The 18,397-nt window shown below is 70.5% G+C and carries 20 protein-coding genes and 1 riboswitch; of the genes, 11 read left to right on the forward strand and 9 right to left on the reverse strand.

Annotation, left to right across the window (positions count from 1 at the left end; genetic code table 11):
- Positions 1-167: 167 nt before the first annotated feature.
- On the forward strand, positions 168-431 hold the full coding sequence (locus tag AB0F15_RS12980) for a DUF3040 domain-containing protein (RefSeq protein ID WP_360269499.1): 264 nt from the start codon (positions 168-170) through the stop codon (positions 429-431).
- 15 nt (positions 432-446) lie between these two features.
- On the forward strand, positions 447-1,475 hold the full coding sequence (locus AB0F15_RS12985; protein WP_360269501.1) for a DNA polymerase IV: 1,029 nt from the start codon (positions 447-449) through the stop codon (positions 1,473-1,475).
- 32 nt (positions 1,476-1,507) lie between these two features.
- Here the strand turns inward: AB0F15_RS12985 and AB0F15_RS12990 are convergent, their stop codons facing one another.
- Positions 1,508-2,179, reverse strand: a complete 672-nt coding sequence (locus AB0F15_RS12990) for a TetR/AcrR family transcriptional regulator (RefSeq protein WP_360269503.1) — start codon at positions 2,177-2,179, stop codon at positions 1,508-1,510.
- 86 nt (positions 2,180-2,265) lie between these two features.
- On the opposite strand from AB0F15_RS12990, the gene AB0F15_RS12995 reads away from it, so the two are divergent.
- The 5 genes from AB0F15_RS12995 (at position 2,266) to AB0F15_RS13015 (ending at position 6,254) form a co-directional block, all read left to right on the forward strand.
- Entirely contained in the window at positions 2,266-3,156 is an 891-nt protein-coding gene (locus AB0F15_RS12995) for a diiron oxygenase (protein WP_360269504.1), read from the forward strand.
- 55 nt (positions 3,157-3,211) lie between these two features.
- Positions 3,212-3,919 (forward strand): hypothetical protein, encoded by a 708-nt coding sequence (locus AB0F15_RS13000; RefSeq protein ID WP_360269505.1) that lies wholly within the window; start codon positions 3,212-3,214, stop codon positions 3,917-3,919.
- The gene (locus tag AB0F15_RS13005) at positions 3,916-4,323 is read left to right on the forward strand and encodes a GNAT family N-acetyltransferase (protein ID WP_360269507.1); all 408 of its coding nucleotides are present in this window, start codon (positions 3,916-3,918) and stop codon (positions 4,321-4,323) included. Before AB0F15_RS13000 ends, AB0F15_RS13005 begins: the two co-directional genes overlap by 4 nt.
- A 31-nt stretch (positions 4,324-4,354) precedes the next feature.
- Positions 4,355-4,433: riboswitch (S-adenosyl-L-homocysteine riboswitch) on the forward strand.
- A gap of 83 nt (positions 4,434-4,516) precedes the next feature.
- Positions 4,517-5,977: an adenosylhomocysteinase gene (gene ahcY, locus AB0F15_RS13010; protein WP_360269509.1), complete on the forward strand. Its 1,461-nt coding sequence runs from the start codon at positions 4,517-4,519 to the stop codon at positions 5,975-5,977.
- Positions 5,978-6,098: 121 nt separating this feature from the next.
- Positions 6,099-6,254: a hypothetical protein gene (locus AB0F15_RS13015; RefSeq protein ID WP_004559113.1), complete on the forward strand. Its 156-nt coding sequence runs from the start codon at positions 6,099-6,101 to the stop codon at positions 6,252-6,254.
- A 30-nt stretch (positions 6,255-6,284) separates the two neighbouring features.
- On the opposite strand, the gene AB0F15_RS13020 is transcribed toward AB0F15_RS13015, so the two are convergent.
- The 8 genes from AB0F15_RS13020 to AB0F15_RS13055 form a co-directional block, all read right to left on the reverse strand.
- Positions 6,285-6,938 carry a cation transporter gene (locus tag AB0F15_RS13020; protein ID WP_360269511.1) on the reverse strand — a complete coding sequence of 218 codons (654 nt, stop codon included), beginning with the start codon at positions 6,936-6,938 and terminating at the stop codon, positions 6,285-6,287.
- Entirely contained in the window at positions 6,935-7,267 is a 333-nt protein-coding gene (locus AB0F15_RS13025) for a metalloregulator ArsR/SmtB family transcription factor (RefSeq protein WP_360269513.1), read from the reverse strand. The genes AB0F15_RS13020 and AB0F15_RS13025 overlap by 4 nt, the downstream gene beginning before the upstream one ends.
- 181 nt (positions 7,268-7,448) lie before the next feature.
- Positions 7,449-8,333 carry a Ku protein gene (locus AB0F15_RS13030; protein WP_360269515.1) on the reverse strand — a complete coding sequence of 295 codons (885 nt, stop codon included), beginning with the start codon at positions 8,331-8,333 and terminating at the stop codon, positions 7,449-7,451.
- Positions 8,334-8,428: 95 nt separating this feature from the next.
- Positions 8,429-9,655 (reverse strand): styrene monooxygenase/indole monooxygenase family protein, encoded by a 1,227-nt coding sequence (locus AB0F15_RS13035; RefSeq protein WP_360269517.1) that lies wholly within the window; start codon positions 9,653-9,655, stop codon positions 8,429-8,431.
- A gap of 23 nt (positions 9,656-9,678) precedes the next feature.
- Positions 9,679-10,305 carry an ATP/GTP-binding protein gene (locus AB0F15_RS13040; protein WP_360269518.1) on the reverse strand — a complete coding sequence of 209 codons (627 nt, stop codon included), beginning with the start codon at positions 10,303-10,305 and terminating at the stop codon, positions 9,679-9,681.
- Positions 10,280-10,663, reverse strand: coding sequence for a DUF742 domain-containing protein (locus tag AB0F15_RS13045; protein ID WP_360269520.1), 384 nt, complete (start codon positions 10,661-10,663; stop codon positions 10,280-10,282). The genes AB0F15_RS13040 and AB0F15_RS13045 overlap by 26 nt, the downstream gene beginning before the upstream one ends.
- An 86-nt stretch (positions 10,664-10,749) precedes the next feature.
- Positions 10,750-11,187, reverse strand: a complete 438-nt coding sequence (locus AB0F15_RS13050; protein WP_360269522.1) for a roadblock/LC7 domain-containing protein — start codon at positions 11,185-11,187, stop codon at positions 10,750-10,752.
- Complete coding sequence (locus AB0F15_RS13055) at positions 11,184-12,482, reverse strand: ATP-binding protein (RefSeq protein ID WP_360269523.1); 1,299 nt, start codon at positions 12,480-12,482, stop codon at positions 11,184-11,186. Before AB0F15_RS13055 ends, AB0F15_RS13050 begins: the two co-directional genes overlap by 4 nt.
- Positions 12,483-12,875: 393 nt before the next feature.
- Here AB0F15_RS13055 and AB0F15_RS13060 point away from each other — a divergent pair, with 393 nt between their 5' ends.
- Genes AB0F15_RS13060 through AB0F15_RS13075 form a run of 4 tightly spaced genes read left to right on the forward strand, consistent with a single transcriptional unit; the run spans position 12,876 to position 18,394 of the window.
- A complete protein-coding gene (locus AB0F15_RS13060) occupies positions 12,876-13,538 on the forward strand; it encodes a TetR/AcrR family transcriptional regulator (RefSeq protein ID WP_360269525.1) in 663 nt (220 codons plus the stop codon).
- The gene (locus AB0F15_RS13065; RefSeq protein ID WP_360269526.1) at positions 13,532-15,265 is read left to right on the forward strand and encodes an ABC transporter ATP-binding protein; all 1,734 of its coding nucleotides are present in this window, start codon (positions 13,532-13,534) and stop codon (positions 15,263-15,265) included. Before AB0F15_RS13060 ends, AB0F15_RS13065 begins: the two co-directional genes overlap by 7 nt.
- On the forward strand, positions 15,262-17,274 hold the full coding sequence (locus AB0F15_RS13070) for an ABC transporter ATP-binding protein (RefSeq protein ID WP_360269528.1): 2,013 nt from the start codon (positions 15,262-15,264) through the stop codon (positions 17,272-17,274). Before AB0F15_RS13065 ends, AB0F15_RS13070 begins: the two co-directional genes overlap by 4 nt.
- A 55-nt stretch (positions 17,275-17,329) precedes the next feature.
- Complete coding sequence (locus AB0F15_RS13075; protein WP_360269529.1) at positions 17,330-18,394, forward strand: DNA polymerase ligase N-terminal domain-containing protein; 1,065 nt, start codon at positions 17,330-17,332, stop codon at positions 18,392-18,394.
- Positions 18,395-18,397 lie beyond the last annotated feature (3 nt).

An 18,397-nucleotide genomic window follows, 5' to 3' on the forward strand; every position in this document is an offset into this window, starting at 1 on the left:
CACGTTCGAGAGGCAACTTAACGTGGCCGGACCCGATCACTGAGCGCGGATCACCCGGTCGGCGCAGTAAAAAGCACGAAATCAGCAGACGTTCGGCGGTTCGTTCGGCGGACGATTGGGTATTCGCTCAGGCGACACGGCGAGTCCGGCGCCGAAGGAGTGACCCGATGCTCAGTCACCACGACCGCACCGAACTCGAGAAGATCGAGCGCAGTCTCGAGCTCAGCGACCCGGATCTGGCTGCTGCGCTTCGCGAGGGCAAGTGCCCGAAGTCGCGCACGTTCCGCGGCGCCTTGCTGCTCTTCTTCGACATCACCGCCGTGACGCTCCTGGTCCTGGGCCTGGTCCTGCCCGACCCCGGCGTCACGCTGTGCGGGATCCTCGCGCTCACCGCCACCGTCTGGACCCACGTGGCGCGGCACCGGATCTGAGGCAGACTGGGCGGCGTGAAGTGGGTCCTGCACGTCGACCTCGACCAGTTCATCGCCGCGGTCGAGATCGCCCGCCACCCGGAGCTGCGCGGGAAACCCGTGGTGGTCGGCGGCAACGGCGACCCGGCCGAACGCGCCGTCGTCGCGACGGCGTCCTACGAGGCCCGCGAGTTCGGCATCCAGTCCGGCATGCCGCTGCGGCTCGCCGCCAAGCGCTGCCCGGACGCCGTCTTCCTGCCCAGCGACCCGGACGCCTACCTCGAGGTGTCGGCGCGCGTGATGGCGGCGGTGCGGGAACTGCCGGTCGTGCTCGAGGTGCTGGGCTGGGACGAAGCCTTCGCCGGGGCCGAAACCGATGGCCCGGAGGCGCTGGCCGGCTCGATCCAGGAGGCGGTGGCGCGCGAAACGGGGTTGTCGTGCGCGGTCGGGATCGGCGACAACAAGCTGCGGGCCAAGCTCGCCACCGGGTTCGGCAAGCCGGGCGGGATCTTCCGGCTGACGCAGGAGAACTGGTGGGACGTGATGGCGGCCCGCCCGACCGACGCGCTGTGGGGCATCGGCGGCAAGACGGCGAAGAAGCTGGCCGAGCTGGGCATTCGGACAGTGCTGGATTTGGCCGGCGCGGATCCGGCCGAGCTGGCCGCGCGGTTCGGCCCGAAGACGGGCCCCTGGCTGCGGCTGCTCGGCGGCGGCATCAGCGACGCCGAGGTGAGCGCCACGCCGTGGGTGGCCCGCTCGCGCAGCCGCGAGACGACGTTCCAGCACGACCTGACCGACCCCGCGGAGATGGCGGCGGAGGTCTCGGCACTGGCGAAGCGGGTCGGTCAGGACGTCGTCGAGGAGGGCCGCCCGGCGGCGCGGGTGGCGGTCAAGGTGCGGTTCGTGCCGTTCCTGACCCACACGCACAGCGTCACCCTGCCGGAACCGACGTCGGACGCCGCCGAGATCGACCGCGCCGCCCAGGAGGTGCTCGGCAGGTTCGCCCTGACCAGGGCGGTGCGGCTGCTGGGCGTGCGAGCCGAATTCCCGCGCGAGCCGTCGTGAGTGGCAATTCGGGTTAGAACCCTGATTACTACTCACGACCGCGGCGCGAGGTCATCCGGCAGCGGCAGGGGCCGGTCCGGGTTCAGTTCCACCCCGCCCGCGCGCAGCGTGTGGTCCAGCATCGCCCAGATCGTGCCCGTGAGCTGGCCGGTCAGCTGGGCCAGGCTGAGCGTGCCCGGGTGGTCGAGCCAGCGGGTCGTCGCCGATTCGACGTAGCCGACCAGGCCGAACGCGATCGTGTCCGCCGGGGCCGGGTCGAGGCCGAACGCCGTGAGGTAGCCGGTGAACAGCCGGCTGAGGTGCCGGGCGATGGCGCCGCGGACGTCCGGGCGGTCGTCCGGGCCGCCCGGCAGCGTCCGGGTGAGGTAGCGGTGCAGGTGGGCGTGCTCGGTCAGCCAGCGCAGGTGCGTCGAGATCACCGTGGAGATCATCTCGTTCGGGGAACCCTCGGGGTGCCAGAGCGGCGCGAGGTCGGCCGTCACCAGCTCGGCCGCGCGCTGGGCGATCGCGCGCTGGAGGTCGGCCGCGCCGTCGAAGTGCCGGTACAGGCGGGTGCGAGCGACGCCGGCGCGCTCGGCGATCTGCTCGGTCGAGACGTCCGGGCCGTGCTCGGCGATGGCCGCCAGCGCGGCGTCGACGAACCCGGCGCGCCGCCGCTCCTGCTGGCCCGCCCAGCGCGTCGCCCGTCCGTCGACCTTGGTCACGGCGAAAGCCTACTCAGGCACCGCCGGGCGGTGTACGCTCCCAATCTAGCTAGTACATCGCGTACCCCCTACTTCCGGAGGCCGCCATGGGCGTCGAGGCCCAGAACCGGGACGTCACCGCGGCTCGCCTGCTCAAGAGCTCCGCGAAGAACTCCTACGACCCCTACGTCGACGTCGATTGGGCCGCACCCCTGGCCGAGGGCAAGGCCTACATGCCACTGGAACGCCTCTCGCTCTACGGCACGGACCTCTGGGCGCGGCTGACGCCGGAGCAGCGGATCGAGCTGTCCAAGCACGAGATCGCCAGCATCATGAGCGTCGGCCTGTGGTTCGAGATCGTCCTGATGCACCTGCTCGCCCGGTACGTCTTCGACCTCGACGCGCGCACCGAGCACGCGCAGTACGCGCTCACCGAGATCGGGGACGAGACGCGGCACTCGGTGATGTTCGCCCGCACCGCCGAGCGGCTCGGCGTCCCGCGCTACGGCGTCCCGAAAGTGGTGCACCGCGCCGCGAAGGTGTTCGGCGCGACCGCCTCCGGGCCGTCGATGTTCGCGAGCGTGCTGGTCGCCGAGGAGACCACCGACCGGCTGCAGCGGTCGATGATGGACGACGACGGCATCCAGCCGCTGATCCGCTCGGTCAACCGCATCCACGTGGTCGAGGAGGCCCGGCACGTCCGTTTCGCCAAGGAGGAGGTGCTGCGGGAGACGCCGAAGCTGTCGAAGGCGGCGCTGCGGCGGCACCGGCTGCGGACCGCGCTGGTCGCGTACGGCGTCATCGACAGCATGGTCGACCCGCGGATCTACCGCAGCGTCGGGATCGACCCCCGCGAAGGCCGCGCCGCGGCGCTGGCGAACCCGCACTTCCACGAGACGCGCCGCTGGATGGCCGGGAAGATCGTGCCGTTCCTCCGCGACGCGGGCCTGATCGGCGGCCGCTCCGAGGGCCTCTGGCGGCGCGCGCACCTGCTCTGACGCCGCGGGGCGAACTGCTCTTCCGTGTCGTTCCGGACTGCGCCACGATGGCGTGGTGACCGCCGACCCGCCGCAGGGATTCCCGCAGCAGTTCCCGCTCGAACCCGCGCCCGGGCCGCCGATGGGGAACCCGCTACCGCGCCGCGCGCTCCTGGCCCGGCCGGCCGTGACCGGCCTGATCGGCTTCCTGGCCGGCGCATTGCTGGTCGGCGTGCCGTGGCTGGTGCTGAGCCTGCTCGGCGGCGGCCCGAGCGGGCGGCCGCTGTCCGCACCCGCCACCCTGGGCGCGCTCGACCGGGCCCAGGAGGCGATCGCGAAGCTCGACAAGGTCAGGGGGCAGCCCATGATCGCCCGCATCGAGAAGACCGACCGGGAGACCGCGGCCCGCGTGTCGGCGGCCTACGGCGGGGCCGGCGCGATCGCCCAGCAGTACCAGGACTCCGGACTGCAACGCGCGGTCCAGCTGGTCGCCGTGCGCGCGTCCTCCCCCGAGCTCGTGGCGCCCTACGAGGACACCGAGGCGCTCGGCCTGGCCGCGCCGAGCACCGAACTCGTGCGCGTCGGCGCCGTGCAGTGCCTGCGGCACAATCCTTCCACGCCCGCCGGGTCGACGCCGGACCCCGAGCAGATCGTCGTCACCAACTGCCAGCGCACCGGCCCGGGCCTGACCGTCACGCTGCGGAGCCTGAGCTCCGAAGGCAACCGTGACCCGCGGGAGCTGGCCGCGATCGTGGAGCAGGCCTGGCGGGAGCTCGCGGGATGATCACCACCAGGACGGCCCGCGCCGAGGACGAAGCGGTCCTCGCGAAGATCGACGAGCGCACCTGGACCCCGGCCGTGTCCCCCGCTCCCGCCCCGCCGGCCGGCACGCCGTTCTTCGACGGCGGAACGCGGCCCGAAGATGTCCTCGTCGCCGAGCAGGACGGCGCCGTCGCCGGGTACGTCCGGCTCGGCGAGGGGTTCGGCATCCCCGCCCACCGGCACGTGCTGGTGGTCGACGGGCTCGCCGTCGACCCGGACCGGCAGCGGCTGGGCATCGCGCCACCTCGTCGAGGCCGCCGGGTCTACGAGCGCTGCGGGTTCGTCACCGAAGGCGTGCTGCGGGGCGAATTCCGCATCGACGGCGAGGACGTCGACGACGTTCTCATGGCCCGCTCGCTCGCTTGACAGCCTCGCGGCGGCTTTGCCATCCTGGTTGCGGGCCGAGAGGCGCTGCGACGGAATTCTCTTCCGCCACGCTCGGCCCGTGACCACGACTCCAAGGGCGCCTCCCGTGAGGGAGGTGCCTTTCTCGTTGTCCCCGTGGACTTCCGTGCTGCCTCCCGAGCGCATCCCGACGAACTCCGGAGTGCACCCGAGCATGAGTGACAAACTGCAGACCCGCAATGGCCTCGACTTCGCCGTCGCCGACCTCGCACTGGCCGACGCCGGCCGCACCCAGCTGCGGCTGGCCGAGCACGAGATGCCCGGCCTGATGGCGATCCGCCGCGAGTACGCCGCCGCCCAGCCGCTGAAGGGCGCCCGCATCGCCGGATCGCTGCACATGACGGTGCAGACCGCCGTGCTCATCGAGACGCTGGTGGCGCTCGGCGCGCAGGTGCGGTGGGTGTCCTGCAACATCTTCTCCACCCAGGACGAAGCCGCCGCCGCGGTCGTCGTCGGCCCGGACGGCACCGCGGACGCCCCGGCGGGCACCTCGGTGTTCGCGTGGAAGGGCGAGACGCTCGACGAGTACTGGTGGTGCACCGACCGGCTCTTCGCCTTCCCCGGCGGCGAAGCCCCGAACATGATCCTCGACGACGGGGGCGACGCCACCCTGCTCGTCCACAAGGGAGTCGAGTTCGAGGCGGCGGGCGCGGTGCCGCAACCGTCCGAAGAGGACCCGGAAGAGTACCGGATCGTCCTCGGCACCCTGCGCGCGAGCCTGGCGGCCGACGGCGACCGCTTCACCCGGATGGCCAAGGAGATCCGCGGTGTCACCGAGGAAACCACCAACGGCGTCAAGCGGCTCTACAAGCTGGCCAAGGACGGCGAGCTGCTCTTCCCCGCGATGAACGTCAACGACTCGGTGACCAAGTCGAAGTTCGACAACAAGTACGGCATCCGGCACTCCCTTGTGGACGGGCTGAACCGGGCCACCGACGTCATGATCGGTGGCAAGCGCGTGGTCGTCTGCGGGTACGGCGACGTCGGCAAGGGCGCCGTGGAGGCGCTGCGCGGCCAGGGCGCCCGGGTGTCGGTCACCGAGATCGACCCGATCTGCGCGCTGCAGGCGGCGATGGACGGGCTCGACGTCGTCGAGCTCGACGACGTGGTGACCACCGCCGACATCTTCATCACCACGACCGGGAACTTCGGCATCATTTCCGCCGCCCAGATGAGCCGCATGAAGCACAACGCGATCGTCGCCAACGTCGGTCACTTCGACAACGAGATCGACATGGCCGGGCTGGCGAAGCTCCCGGGTGTCACGAAGAACGAGATCAAGCCGCAGGTGCACGAGTGGACGTTCCCGGACGGCCACGCGATCATCGTGCTGTCCGAGGGGCGGCTGATGAACCTGGGCAACGCGACCGGGCACCCGTCGTTCGTGATGTCGAACTCGTTCACCAACCAGGCGATCGCGCAGATCGAGCTGTTCACCAAGCCCGGCGAGTACGCCACCGACGTCCACCGGCTGCCGAAGCACCTCGACGAAAAGGTGGCCCGCCTGCACCTCGACGCGCTCGGCGTGAAGCTCACCAAGCTCACGAAGGAGCAGGCGGAGTACATCGGGGTCGACGCCGAAGGTCCGTACAAGCTCGATCACTATCGGTACTGATCCAAGATTGCTCCATTCGCCGTAGTTTGGTTTATCCCGAAACTGGCCATCCTTCCCTCGAGAGCGCATCCGCCCGGACGGCACGGAGCCGGGCCGGGTCTCATGCGAAGGAGTGTGTCAAGTGATCATTCTCGGTGTGATTCTTCTTGTCATCGGGTTCATCGTGGGCATCCCGGTGCTGTACACCATCGGTATCATTCTCGCGGTGGCCGGCGTGGCACTGGCCATCCTGGGCGGCACCGGCCGCCGGATCGGTGGCCGCGCGCACTGGTACTGATCCCGGGACCCCTTCGGACGGCCTGGCGCGTCAGCAGCAATGCTGGCCGCGCCAGGCCGTTCGGCCTTCCCGCACCGCCACCCCCGCGATCGCGAGCGCGACCGCCGGGTCGGCCCACCACCAGCCGAACAGGGCGTTGAGGAGCAAACCCGCCAGCAGGACCGCGGAAAGGCAAGCACAGAGCAAAGTCTGCCGCGAATCCGCGACGGCGCTGGTGGATCCGAGTTCCCTTCCGGCGCGGCGCTGAGCCCGGGAGAGCGCGGGCATCACCACGAGGGAAATGGCCGCGAGCACGATTCCGGTCCGGGAGCTTTCCGGCGCACGGCCGGTGAAAAACGTACTGACAGCTTCGCCCGTCACGTAAATCGCGAGCACGAAGAACGAAATCGCGATCGCTTTCAATGCCCGTCGTTGGCGACCCTCCGGATCGCGTCCGGAGAACTGCCAGGCGACGGCGACGGCCGAGGCGACCTCGATCACCGAATCCAGCCCGAAGCCGATCAGCGCCCCGGACGAAGCTGCGGCGCCGGCCGTCAGGGCGACGACCTCGGCGACGTTGTAGGTGATGGTCGCCGCCACGAGCAGCCGGACCCGCCGCACCAGCGCCGGCCGGCGATCCGGGCCCACCGCGGCCGGCGCACAGCAGCCGTCGGCACAGGCGTCCGCGACCGGTTTCGGCCTCACCGCGCCACCACCGGCGCATCCTCGCAGGCTTCCCCCGGTTCGACCGCCAGGACGACCTGGACGAGCTCGGCCAGCGCGCGGGCCAGCCGCGCGTCCGCGATCTCGTACCGCACCTGACGGCCCTCGTAGCCGGCCACGACGAGCCCGCAGCCCCGCAGGCACGACAGGTGGTTCGACACGTTCGACCGGCTCAGCCCGAGCTCGGCGGCGAGGCGCCCGGGATACGCGGGGCCGTCGAGCAGCGTGGTCAAGATGCGGCAGCGGGTCGGGTCGGCCAGGGCGCGCCCGATGCGGGCCAGCGCCGACTCCCGCGTCTCACAGGTCACCATGGGATGAACTGTACATCGAGGGCTGACATATCCACACCGGACACCGCCCGGGAACGAAAGGGGTCCTCCGGCTCCGAGGGGGAGGGAGAGCCGAAGGACCTCGTTAGTGTTAGCACATTGCCAAGCCGGTGTACACGGCTGCATACACGATCGTGTCAGGCCCTTGACGGCCGCACGGGCGTCAGGCGGACTTCGGCGCACGCTTGCGCGCGGCCGGCTTCTTCTTCGCCGGCTTGGCGTCCTCATCGGACGCCTCCGAAATGGACTCCGCCGAGTCCGCCGGCCGCCGCGACTTCTTCGCGGCGTCCACACTGGCCTGGAGCGCCGCCATCAGGTCGACGACGTCGGCCTTGGCGGTGACCGCCGCGGGCTTGGTCGTCTCGTCCCCCGCGACCTTCGCCTCGATCATCTCTTCAAGGGCTTCGCGGTAGTGGTCGCGGTACTTGTCCGGCTCGAACACCGGCTCGGCCAGCGAGTCGATCAGCGACCCGGCCATGGTCAGCTCCTGGGGCCGGATCTGCGGCGGGTCGTCGCGCAGGAACGGGAAGTCGGGTTCGCGGACCTCGTCCGGCCACAGCATCGTCGTCATCACCAGCACGTCGGCGTGCACCCGCAGCACCGCCATGCTCTCCCGCTGGCGGACCGCGACCTTCGCGACGGCCACCTGACTCGACTTGTGCAGCGCGTCCCGCAGCACGATGTACGGCTTCACCGCGTTCTTCTGCGGTTCCAGGTAGTACGTCCGGTCGTACTGGATCGGGTCGATCGACTCGAGCGGCACGAACTCCAGCACGTCGATCGTGCGCTGGCTGGACAGCGGCAGCTCGGCCATCTCGGCGTCGGTGATCACCACCATCTCGCCGTCGGGCAGCTCGTAGCCCTTGGCGATCTCGGCGTACGGCACTTCCTGGCCGTCGATCGTGCAGAACCGCTTGTACTGGATCCGGCCGCCGTCGGCCTCGTGCACCTGCCGCAGGGAGACGTTCTTGTTCTCGGTGGCGGCGTACATCTGGATCGGGATGCTGACCAGCCCGAACGACACCGAGCCCTTCCACATCGCCCGCATGCCACGCACCTCCGGTGTGCCACCCTGTCGTCTTCACGCTACGTGACAACCGTAGCCCGAATCGTCCCTCCGCGACAGTGCGGCGCCACCGCGATCTAGACCTCTGCCAGGTATTTCTCCCAGCGTGCGGAGTCCATGAACCAGTGGCGGTAATCCGTGGGATCGGCGAATCCGTTCACGAACCGCTTCGCCACGGTGGGGTTCTGCTGCGCCACCCCGAGGATCTGGAGCACGTGCGGGGGCGGCGGCAGGAGCAGCGCGTTGGTCCAGTCGGTGACGTGCCGGACGTACTCCCAGTAGCGCTCGAACGTCGCTTCCATCCACGCGGCGTCGAACGGCTGCTCGCCGTGGGCCACGATGGCGTCCAGGTAGGTCGCCGCGCAGTGGCTCGCGCTGTTGGAGCCCTGCCCGGTGATCGGGTCGTTCGCCACGACGACGTCGGCCATGCCCAGCACGATCGCCCCACCCGGCAGCGTGCCGACCGGATGACGGACCACCGGGGTGTACCCGCCGGCCAGGGTCGCCTTCGCGTCGGTCAGCTCCGCGTCGCGGCAGCGGTCGTACTCCCACGGCACGAACTGCCGCATCAGGTCGAGCACGCGCGCGAAGTGCTGCTCCGGGCCCGGGTGGTCGCCGAAGCAGTCCAGCGGCCCGCCGGGCACCCCTTCGAAGAAGAGGATGTCGCAGTTCCCGGTCAGCGTGTACGCCGGGATCATGAACAGCTCGCCGACGCCGGGGACGATGTTGAACCGCACCCCCGCCTGGTCCGGGTGCTCCGGCCGCCGGGTGACCCCGTGGGCGTAGACCAGCGAAAGCGCGCGCATCGGCTGGGTGTACGGCGACCGCTCGGGCACCCGGTCGAACAGCTGGACCAGCTCGCCCTTGCCGGCCGAGATGATCACCAGGTCGTACAGCCGGGCCAGCGCGTCCAGTTCGGACGTCATCACGCCGTGGATGACGAGCTTGCCACCGCGGTCCTCGAACAGCTCCAGCCAGCCGGCCATCTTCACCCGCTGGTCGACCGACTGCGCCGGGTGGTCCAGCTCGGCGAACCAGTCGAGCGCGCGGCCGCCGTCCGGCGCGGCCACCGAAACGCCGATGCCCTCGACGTCGACGGCCTCGGGCTCCCACAGGTTCAGCCCCAGGTCCCGCTCGTGCTGCAGCGCGTGGTGGAACATGCACTGCGTCGACATCACCCGCCCGGCCCGGATCTCCTCCGGTGTCCGCGCGGACATCACCGTGACGTCGTAGTCCTTCGCCTGCAGCCCGAGGGCCAGCTGCAGACCGGACTGCCCGGCGCCCACGACCAGGACCTTGCGCATCGGCTCTTCACCTTCCGGGGGATTCAGGCGTGCGGGGTGCCGACGGCGAGTTCGCGGCCCGCCGGGCCGGAAAGCACCGCCAGTGACAGCGTGTGGCCGACCAGTTCGGTCAGGGTGGCGATCGTCGACGCGCGGTCCCGGGCGTCGCAGGTCACCAGCGGAACGGCCGGGTCGAGCGCCAGCGCGTCACGCACCTCGTCGAGGTCGTGCACCGGCTTGCCCTCGAACTGGTTGAGCGCCACGACGAACGGCAGCTCGGAGTCGTTCTCGAAGTAGTTGATCGCCGCGAACGACTCGTCGATCCGGCTGGTGTCGACCAGCACGACCGCGCCGAGCGCGCCGCGGCTCAGGTCGTCCCACAGGAACCAGAACCGCGCCTGCCCCGGCGTGCCGAACAGGTACAGCAGCAGGTCCTGGCGCAGCGTGATCCGCCCGAAGTCCATCGCCACGGTGGTGGTCGACTTGGTGCCCGGCGGCAGGTCGTCGACGCCTTGCCCGGCCTCGGTCATCCACGCCTCGTTGCTCATCGGCGGCACCTCGGAGACCGCACCGACGAACGTGGTCTTCCCGACACCGAAGCCCCCGGCGACGACGATCTTCGCGGAGATCGTCAGCAGATCACCCTCAGGCGGGGAGCCGCTTGAGCCCATCAAGGATCCTCTCGAGGACGTCGGTGTCGTGGTGGTAGGCGTGCGCGGTCGGGTGGACGAACACCGCGCCCTGGGCGGCGAGGTCACCGAGCAGCACCCGCACCACGCCCAGCGGCAGGTCCAGCCCGACCGACAGCTCGGCGACCGAGCACCGCACGCGGGCGCGTTCGTAGAGCGAGCGCGACTCGGGCATGAGCGTGTCGCTCAGCGCGGGGTCGTACCGCGGCACCGAGATCAGCGTCTCCACCAGCAACTGGTAGCGGGTGCCGGTGCGACCGCCGGTGAGGGCGTACGCGCGGATCCGGCGGCTGCGACGCGGCAACGGGGTGTCCGGCGTGGACGCTGTGGACACTGGCATCACTTCCTCGTCGGGCAATCCGGGGCTTCGCCCCGCGCCGGGGGCTCCGCCACCCGGACCTCCGGAAGCGAGTTCCGGCACGTCCGTCACCTCCGCGGCCGGCGCGCGGTCAGCACCTGCCGCAGCTCCGCGCGCACCTCGGGGGTGAGCGCGTGGCCCGCGTTGGTGATGAACTGCGTCATCTCGTAGGCGACCACCTTCATGTCCGCCTCGCCCGAGGTCAGCACCGCGAGCCCAGCACCGGAACCGATGCCCATGAACAGGAAGTAGCCGTGGGTGAGCCGGATGATGATCTGCTCGCAGGCGCCCTTCCCGAACAGCGCCGCGCTGTTGCCCGCCAGCGAGAGCAGGCCGCTGGCGATCGCGGCGAGCTGCTCGGCCTCGGCCTCGCCGACCGAGTCCGACGCGGTGAGCGGGAAGCCGTCCACGCTCGTGATCAACGCGTGGCTGACGCCGTGGACCTTCCGCACGAAGTCGTCGAGCAGCCAGGTGAAGTTCGCCGTGGCCGGGTGGGGGGCGCTCACCGGGCGGTTCCTCCGGGCGTCTCGTCCTGCCGGGTCCGGCGCTCCGCGAGGGCCGCCTGCTCGCCATCGGCGAACGCCCCGAGGTCGGCGAGCAGCCGCTCGTGGCCGGACGCGGCGGTCTCCCGGGCCGGCGGCGGAGGTGGCGGTGGTTCCGGCGCGGCTCCCCGGATGCTGCCGGGCACGCGGCGCGGCAGGCCGTTCGGCGTGGTCCCGCCGGCGGCCCGCTCGACCGGGTGGGGCCGGGGGCTCGGCTTGCGCGGCGCCGGCTCCCGCTCCTCCCGCGGGAGGGTGCCGGAGCGGCGGCGCGGCAACCCGCCGACGCCGGCGGGCTCGCGAACCACACCGGCGGGTTCGATGGTGACGGCGCCGTCCGGGGCTCCGCCCCGCGTCGGGGGCTCCGCCACCCGGACCCCCGAACTGAAGACCGTCCGGGTGCCCGACCACGCGGGCTCGGCGAGTTCGGTCACGACACCGGTGGGCAGCAGCACGGTGGCCACCGTGCCGCGCGGGGTGCGCCGGTCGAGCCGCACGGTGACGCCGTGGCGGGCGGCCAGGCGGGCGACCACGGCGAGCCCCATGTGCCGCGCCGCGGCGTCGTCGAGGTCGCCGCCCGCGGCCAGGCGGGCGTTGAGGTCCCCGACGCGGTCGGCGGGGATGCCGATGCCCTCGTCCTCGATCCGGACGAGCACGCTGCCCTGCTCGGTCAGGTGCGCGCTGACGTGCACCGGCGAACTCGGCGAAGACTGGTTGGCGGCGTTGTCGAACAGCTCCGCCAGCACCCGGCCCAGGTCTTCCGCGGCGAAGCCGACGACGCCGAGGTTGACCACCCGGCCGATGGTGATCCGGGCGTAGTGGTTGATCGACGACATCGCCTCGCGGACGAGGTCGAGCACCGAGGTCGCGCGGACGGCGCCGCCGGCGGTGTCCTGCCCGGCCAGCACGCGCAGGTTCTCGGCGTTGCGCCGCAGCCGCGTGGCGAGGTGGTCGAGCTGGTAGAGCTCGGCGAGGCGGTGGTGGTCCTCCTCCCCCGCCTCCAGCTCCTCGAGCCGCGCCAGGAGCTGGTCGAGGAGGTTGAGGTCACGCAGGGCGACGCTGGCGCAGATCTCGGCCAGCACCCCTTCGCCCGCCGGCGCCGCCACCGCCACCGGCAGCTCCGCGATCGCCGGTCCCGCCGCGGGCGCGGCCGGGTACAGCGGATGCTTCGGGGGCGCGGTGAGGAACTGCGCGGCGGCCACCCGCGAGCGGTCCAGCAGGACGCGTGATCGATCCAGGAGTTCCCGGGCCCGGCTCGCCATGTGGTCCCACTTCTTCCTTGCTCAGTGCGGACTTGCCCAATGCGGACTTGCTCACTGCGGAAACGGCTGTGCTGCCAACGGCTGCGGTGCGCCCGCCCCCGGCGGGGCTGCGGGACATGCAAGCAGAAAGGTTCGTGGAATGTCCACAGCCGGTCCCCGTCCGATCGCGCCGCGTGACCATGATCGCGCACCGTTGCTGCTGGTGAACGCAGCGGATTAGGCCATTCGGTGCAATTTTGCAATTTGCCGTCCGCAACACTGCGCACCGAGCCATCGATCCCACAGCCGAAGCGGCCGCCGACCGCGAAATCGCCGACGGTGCCCGATTCATCCCAAACTTGCGTGGCCCGCAAAAAATTGCGGGCCACGCAAGTTTTTCGCTACACTCCGCTCATGCCGCCGGAAGAGCCACCCACGCTGACCCTGCGGGAGCGGAAGAAACGCGAAGCCCGCCGGGCGCTCGCGCAGGCCGCGCTGCGGCTCACGCTGGACCGCGGGCTGGAGAACGTCCGGGTGGAGGACATCGCCACCGAAGTGGGCGTCTCCCCCCGCACATTCAACAACTACTTCTCCAGCAAGGAGCAGGCGGTCTGCTCGGTCGTGATCGACCGCCACGAGGGAATGCGCGAAGCCCTGCTCGCCCGGCCGGAGGGCGAGCCGCTCTGGGAGTCCGTCAAACAGGCGGTGCTCGAGCAATATTCACGTGAGGGCGAGCCCGATCGCGCGTATGTTGCGCGTACCCGGGAGCTGATGGGCCAGCTCATGCTGCGTGGCGAGTTCTTGAACGCCCACGCGGCGGTCGAGCGGGTCCTCGCCGAAACGATCGCGAAACGGGTGGGCGGTGTGGACCACCTGCTGTGCCGGCTGATGGCCTCCTCGGTGGAAAGCGCCGTCCGCGTCGCCTTCGTGAACTGGTTCACCGAAGGCGAACCGCTCCTGCCGACCCTGGAGCGGTTGCTGGACGAGCTGGCCGCCGGGATGCCGACCCTGACCGGCGGCACCGCACCGAAACCCGAATCGAACGCCACCACTCCACTGGGGGAATCGTTGTGCTAGTCAAGCTCCTGCGCAGCCACCTGCGCCCGTACCGGAGCACGCTGTGGGTGATCGTCGGACTGCAGCTCGTGCAGACGATCGCGATGCTCTACCTGCCGACGCTGAACGCCGACATCGTCGACAACGGCCTGATCAAGGGCGACATGCCCTACATCCTGCGGATCGGCGCGATCATGCTCGCCGTCACGCTCGCCCAGATCGTCGGCTCGATCGGCGCGGTGTACTTCGGCGCGCGCACGGCGATGGCGATCGGCCGGGACATCCGCGCCGGCGTCTTCCACCGGGTGCAGGACTTCTCGGCCCGCGAGGTCGGCCAGTTCGGCACGCCGTCGCTGATCACCCGCACCACCAACGACGTCCAGCAGATCCAGATGCTGGTGCTGATGACGCTGACGCTGATGGTGTCCGCGCCGATCATGTGCGTCGGCGGCATCATCCTGGCGCTGAACCTCGACGTGCCGCTCTCCTCGCTGCTGCTGGTGATCGTGCCGGTGCTCGCGGTTTCCGTCGGGCTCATCATCGCGAAGATGCGGCCCGCGTTCCGGCTGATGCAGGTCCGGATCGACCGGATCAACCAGATCCTGCGCGAGCAGATCATGGGCATCCGGGTCATCCGCGCGTTCGTGCGGGACAAGCACGAACGGCAGCGCTTCGACGTCGCCAACGACGAGCTGCTCACCGTGTCGCTGCGGGTCGGGCGGCTGATGGCGCTGATGTTCCCGATCGTGATGCTGGTGATGAACGTGTCCAGCGTCGCCGTGCTGTGGTTCGGCGGCCAGCGCATCGACTCCGGCAGCATGCAGATCGGCGCCATGACGGCGTTCCTCTCCTACCTGCTGCAGATCCTGATGGCCGTCATGATGGCCACCTTCATGTTCATGATGGTGCCGCGCGCGGAGGTCAGCGCCGAGCGGATCAGCGAAGTCCTGGACACCGAGACGAGCGTCCGCCCGCCGGTGTCGCCGATCCGCCCCGGCGCGGTGCACGGGCACCTGGAGCTCTCCGGTGTGGAGTTCCGCTACCCCGGCGCGGAAAAACCGGTGCTGTGCGACATTTCGCTGATCGGGCGGCCGGGTGAGACCACCGCCGTGATCGGGTCGACCGGCACGGGCAAGACCACACTGCTCAACCTGATCCCGCGGCTGATGGACGCCACTGCCGGCACGGTGAAGGTCGACGGCGTCGACGTGCGCGACCTCGACCCGGCGGTGCTCGCCCGCGCGGTCGGGCTCGTGCCGCAGAAGCCGTACCTGTTCGCCGGCACGGTCGCGAGCAACCTGCGGTACGGCAACCCGGACGCCACCGACGAAGAGCTGTGGCACGCGCTGGAAGTGGCGCAGGGCAAGGACTTCGTCGAAGCGATGACCGAGGGCCTCGAGGCGCCGATCGCCCAGGGCGGCACGAACGTCTCGGGCGGCCAGCGGCAGCGGCTCGCGATCGCCAGGATGCTCGTGCACAAACCGGAGATCTACCTGTTCGACGACTCGTTCTCGGCGCTCGACTACGCCACCGACGCGGCCCTGCGCCGCGCGCTCGTGGCGGAGACGGCGGAAGCGACGGTGGTCATCGTGGCGCAGCGGGTCAGCACCATCCGGGGCGCCGACCGGATCATCGTCCTCGACGAAGGCCGCGTCGTCGGCACCGGCACCCACCACGAGCTCATGGACGGCAGCGAAACCTACCGGGAGATCGTGCTCTCCCAGCTCACCGAACAGGAGGCGGCGTGAGTACCACGGAATCGCCCGAAGCCGCCGTCACCGAGGCCGGCGAACGGCCGACCGCCCAGCGGCACCGCAACACCGGGGCCGCGGCCGCCGGGCCGGGTGCCCGCTGGATGGGCGGCGGCGCGCCACCCGAGAAAGCCCTCGACTTCAAGGGGTCGCTCAAGCGGCTGCTGGACCTCCTCAGGCCGCAGCGGGCCGCCCTGATCGGCGTGCTCGTGCTCGGCGCGGCCAGCGTCACGCTGACCGTGATCGGCCCGAAGATCCTCGGCCAGGCGACCGACGCCATCCTCGCCGGCGTGCTCGGCAAGCAGGTGCCGCCGGGGGTCACCAAGGAGCAGATCGTGGCCGGCCTCCGGGCCCGCGGCGACGGCACGCTCGCCGACATCTACAGCCGGGTCGACCTCGTGCCCGGCGTCGGCATCGACTTCGACAAGGTCGGCCAGATCCTGCTGACCGTGCTGGCGCTGTTCGTCATTTCGTCGTTCTTCGGGCTCATCCAGGCCCGGCTGACCACGACCCTGGTGCAGCAGGCGGTGTACCGGCTGCGCCAGGAGGTCGAGGACAAGTTCGCGCGGCTGCCGCTGAAGTACTTCGACCGCCAGCCGCGCGGCGAGGTGCTCAGCCGCGTCACCAACGACATCGACAACCTCGCGCAGTCGCTGCAGCAGACGCTGTCGCAGATCGTGTCGTCGCTGCTGACGGTCGTCGGCGTGCTCGTCATGATGTTCCTGATCTCGCCGCTGCTGGCGCTGATCGCGTTGCTCACGGTGCCGCTGTCGGCGGTCGTGGCGGCGAAGGTCGGGAAGCGGGCGCAGCCGAACTTCATCAAGCAGTGGTCGACGACCGGGAAGCTCAACGCGCACGTCGAAGAGATGTACACCGGGCACTCGCTGGTCAAGGTGTTCGGCCGCGGCGAAGAGTCCGCGGCGATCTTCGACAAGCAGAACGAAACGCTGTACCAGGCAAGCTTCCGGGCGCAGTTCATCTCCGGGATGATCCAGCCGGCGATGATGTTCATCGGCAACCTGAGCTACGTGCTGGTGGCGGTGATCGGCGCATTGCGCGTCGCGTCGGGCAACCTCACCCTCGGCGAGGTGCAGGCGTTCATCCAGTACTCGCGCCAGTTCAGCCAGCCGGTGACGCAGATCGCCAGCATGGCGAACCTGCTGCAGTCCGGCGTCGCCTCGGCCGAGCGGGTGTTCGCACTGCTCGACGCCGAGGAGCAGGCGCCGGAGCCGGCACACCCGGAACGGCCGTCCGTGGTCCGCGGGCGCGTCGAATTCCAGGACGTCTCGTTCCGCTACCTGCCGGACAAGCCGCTGATCGACGACCTCTCGCTGACCGTCGAGCCCGGTCAGACGGTGGCGATCGTCGGCCCGACCGGGGCGGGGAAGACGACACTGGTCAACCTGCTCATGCGGTTCTACGAACTCGACAGCGGGCGCATCACGCTCGACGGCGTCGACATCGCGAAGATGAACCGCGAGGAGCTGCGCGACCAGACCGGCATGGTGCTGCAGGACGCGTGGCTGTTCGGCGGCACGATCGCGGAGAACATCGCCTACGGCGCGGACGACCCGAGCCGCGAGGAGATCATCGAGGCGGCACAGGCGACGTACGTGGACCGCTTCGTCCGGACGCTGCCGGACGGCTACGACACGGTGCTCGACGACGAAGGCGGCACGGTCAGCGCGGGTGAGAAGCAGCTGATCACGGTGGCGCGGGCGTTCCTGGCCAAGCCGGTCATCCTCATCCTCGACGAGGCGACCAGCTCGGTCGACACCCGCACCGAGGTGCTCATCCAGCGGGCGATGAACTCGCTGCGCAGCGGCCGCACGAGCTTCGTCATCGCGCACCGCCTGTCGACGATCCGCGACGCGGACGTGATCCTGGTGATGGAGAACGGCCACATCGTCGAGCACGGCGATCACGAAACGCTGCTGCACAGCGGGGGTGCGTACGCGCGGCTGTACGCGGCGCAGTTCGCCGAAGCCATGGCGGAGACGGACTGACGTCGTCGCCCCGGTACCCTGGACGCTCCCGAGCGGACGGGGGACCGGGGCGACGATGGCGGACAAACTCGAGGAATACCGCGCCAAGCGGGCCCGTGAGCGCACCTCCGAGCCCTGGCCGGACGGCCCGCCGTCCCCCGGCGACAACGACCTCTTCGTCATCCAGGAGCACCACGCCACCCGGCTGCACTGGGACTTCCGGCTGGAACGCGACGGCGTGCTCGTGTCGTGGGCGGTCCCGAAGGGATTGCCGCTCTCCCCCGGCGTGCCCCGGCTCGCGGTGCACACCGAGGACCACCCCATGGAGTACCTCACCTTCGAAGGCGAGATCCCCGCGGGCGAATACGGCGGCGGCCGGATGACCGTGTGGGACACCGGGAAGTACGAAACGCTGCACTGGAACGACCACAAGGTCGAGGTCGTCTTCCACGGCGAACGCGCGCGTGGCAAGTACCTTTTCCTCAACCGGCACGACGACGACCGCGACTGGACGCTGCGCCGCCTCGACCCCGCCGCACCCGGCCACGAGGACGCGCCGGAGTTCCTGGAGCCGATGACGGCGGTCCCGGGCGCACTGCCTGCCGACGACGACGCCTGGGCGTACGAATTCGCCTGGGGCGGCCTGCGCACGATGCTGCTCGTCTGCGGCGGCCGCGTCACCGCGCACGACGAGACCGGCGCCGACGTCACCGGCCGCTACCCCGAGCTGCACAAACTGGGCGAGCAGTTCGGGTCCACCGAAGTGCTGCTGGACGGCGAAGTCGTCGTGGTGAAGGACGGCAAGCCCTACCCGGCGGGCCTCGACGAACGCCGCCGGGCCGACGACGCGGCCGCCAAGCGGCTCAAGGCCAGCTGCCCGGTCTTCTACTTCGCCTCCGACGTCCTGCACCTCGACGGCAGGCCGACCCTCGACCTGCCCTACACGAAACGCCGGGAGCTCCTCGACGGGCTGGCGATCGAGGACCGGCACTGGCAGGTGCCCCGCTACTTCCTGGGCGGCGGAGAGGCCGTCGCCGGGGCCGGCCGCCAGCACGGCCTCCCCGGCATCGTCGCGAAGCGGGCGGACAGCCCGTACCGGCCGGGCGGCGGCCCGGGCGACTGGCTGCTCATCGAAACCTGAGCC

Source organism: Amycolatopsis sp. NPDC026612 (assembly GCF_040638285.1).
Taxonomy (GTDB): domain Bacteria; phylum Actinomycetota; class Actinomycetes; order Mycobacteriales; family Pseudonocardiaceae; genus Amycolatopsis.

Excerpts from the sequence above, each read along its gene's own strand:
- AB0F15_RS13040 (WP_360269518.1), bottom strand. The coding sequence starts at position 10,305 with ATGGGCTCAAGCGGCTCCCCGCCTGAGGGTGATCTGCTGACGATCTCC.
- AB0F15_RS12995 (WP_360269504.1), top strand. The coding sequence starts at position 2,266 with ATGGGCGTCGAGGCCCAGAACCGGGACGTCACCGCGGCTCGCCTGCTC.
- AB0F15_RS13055 (WP_360269523.1), bottom strand. The coding sequence starts at position 12,482 with ATGGCGAGCCGGGCCCGGGAACTCCTGGATCGATCACGCGTCCTGCTG.
- AB0F15_RS12980 (WP_360269499.1), top strand. The coding sequence starts at position 168 with ATGCTCAGTCACCACGACCGCACCGAACTCGAGAAGATCGAGCGCAGT.
- AB0F15_RS13005 (WP_360269507.1), top strand. The coding sequence starts at position 3,916 with ATGATCACCACCAGGACGGCCCGCGCCGAGGACGAAGCGGTCCTCGCG.
- AB0F15_RS13035 (WP_360269517.1), bottom strand. The coding sequence starts at position 9,655 with ATGCGCAAGGTCCTGGTCGTGGGCGCCGGGCAGTCCGGTCTGCAGCTG.
- AB0F15_RS13030 (WP_360269515.1), bottom strand. The coding sequence starts at position 8,333 with ATGCGGGCGATGTGGAAGGGCTCGGTGTCGTTCGGGCTGGTCAGCATC.
- AB0F15_RS13045 (WP_360269520.1), bottom strand. The coding sequence starts at position 10,663 with ATGCCAGTGTCCACAGCGTCCACGCCGGACACCCCGTTGCCGCGTCGC.
- ahcY (WP_360269509.1), top strand. The coding sequence starts at position 4,517 with ATGAGTGACAAACTGCAGACCCGCAATGGCCTCGACTTCGCCGTCGCC.
- AB0F15_RS13075 (WP_360269529.1), top strand. The coding sequence starts at position 17,330 with ATGGCGGACAAACTCGAGGAATACCGCGCCAAGCGGGCCCGTGAGCGC.
- AB0F15_RS13025 (WP_360269513.1), bottom strand. The coding sequence starts at position 7,267 with ATGGTGACCTGTGAGACGCGGGAGTCGGCGCTGGCCCGCATCGGGCGC.
- AB0F15_RS13060 (WP_360269525.1), top strand. The coding sequence starts at position 12,876 with ATGCCGCCGGAAGAGCCACCCACGCTGACCCTGCGGGAGCGGAAGAAA.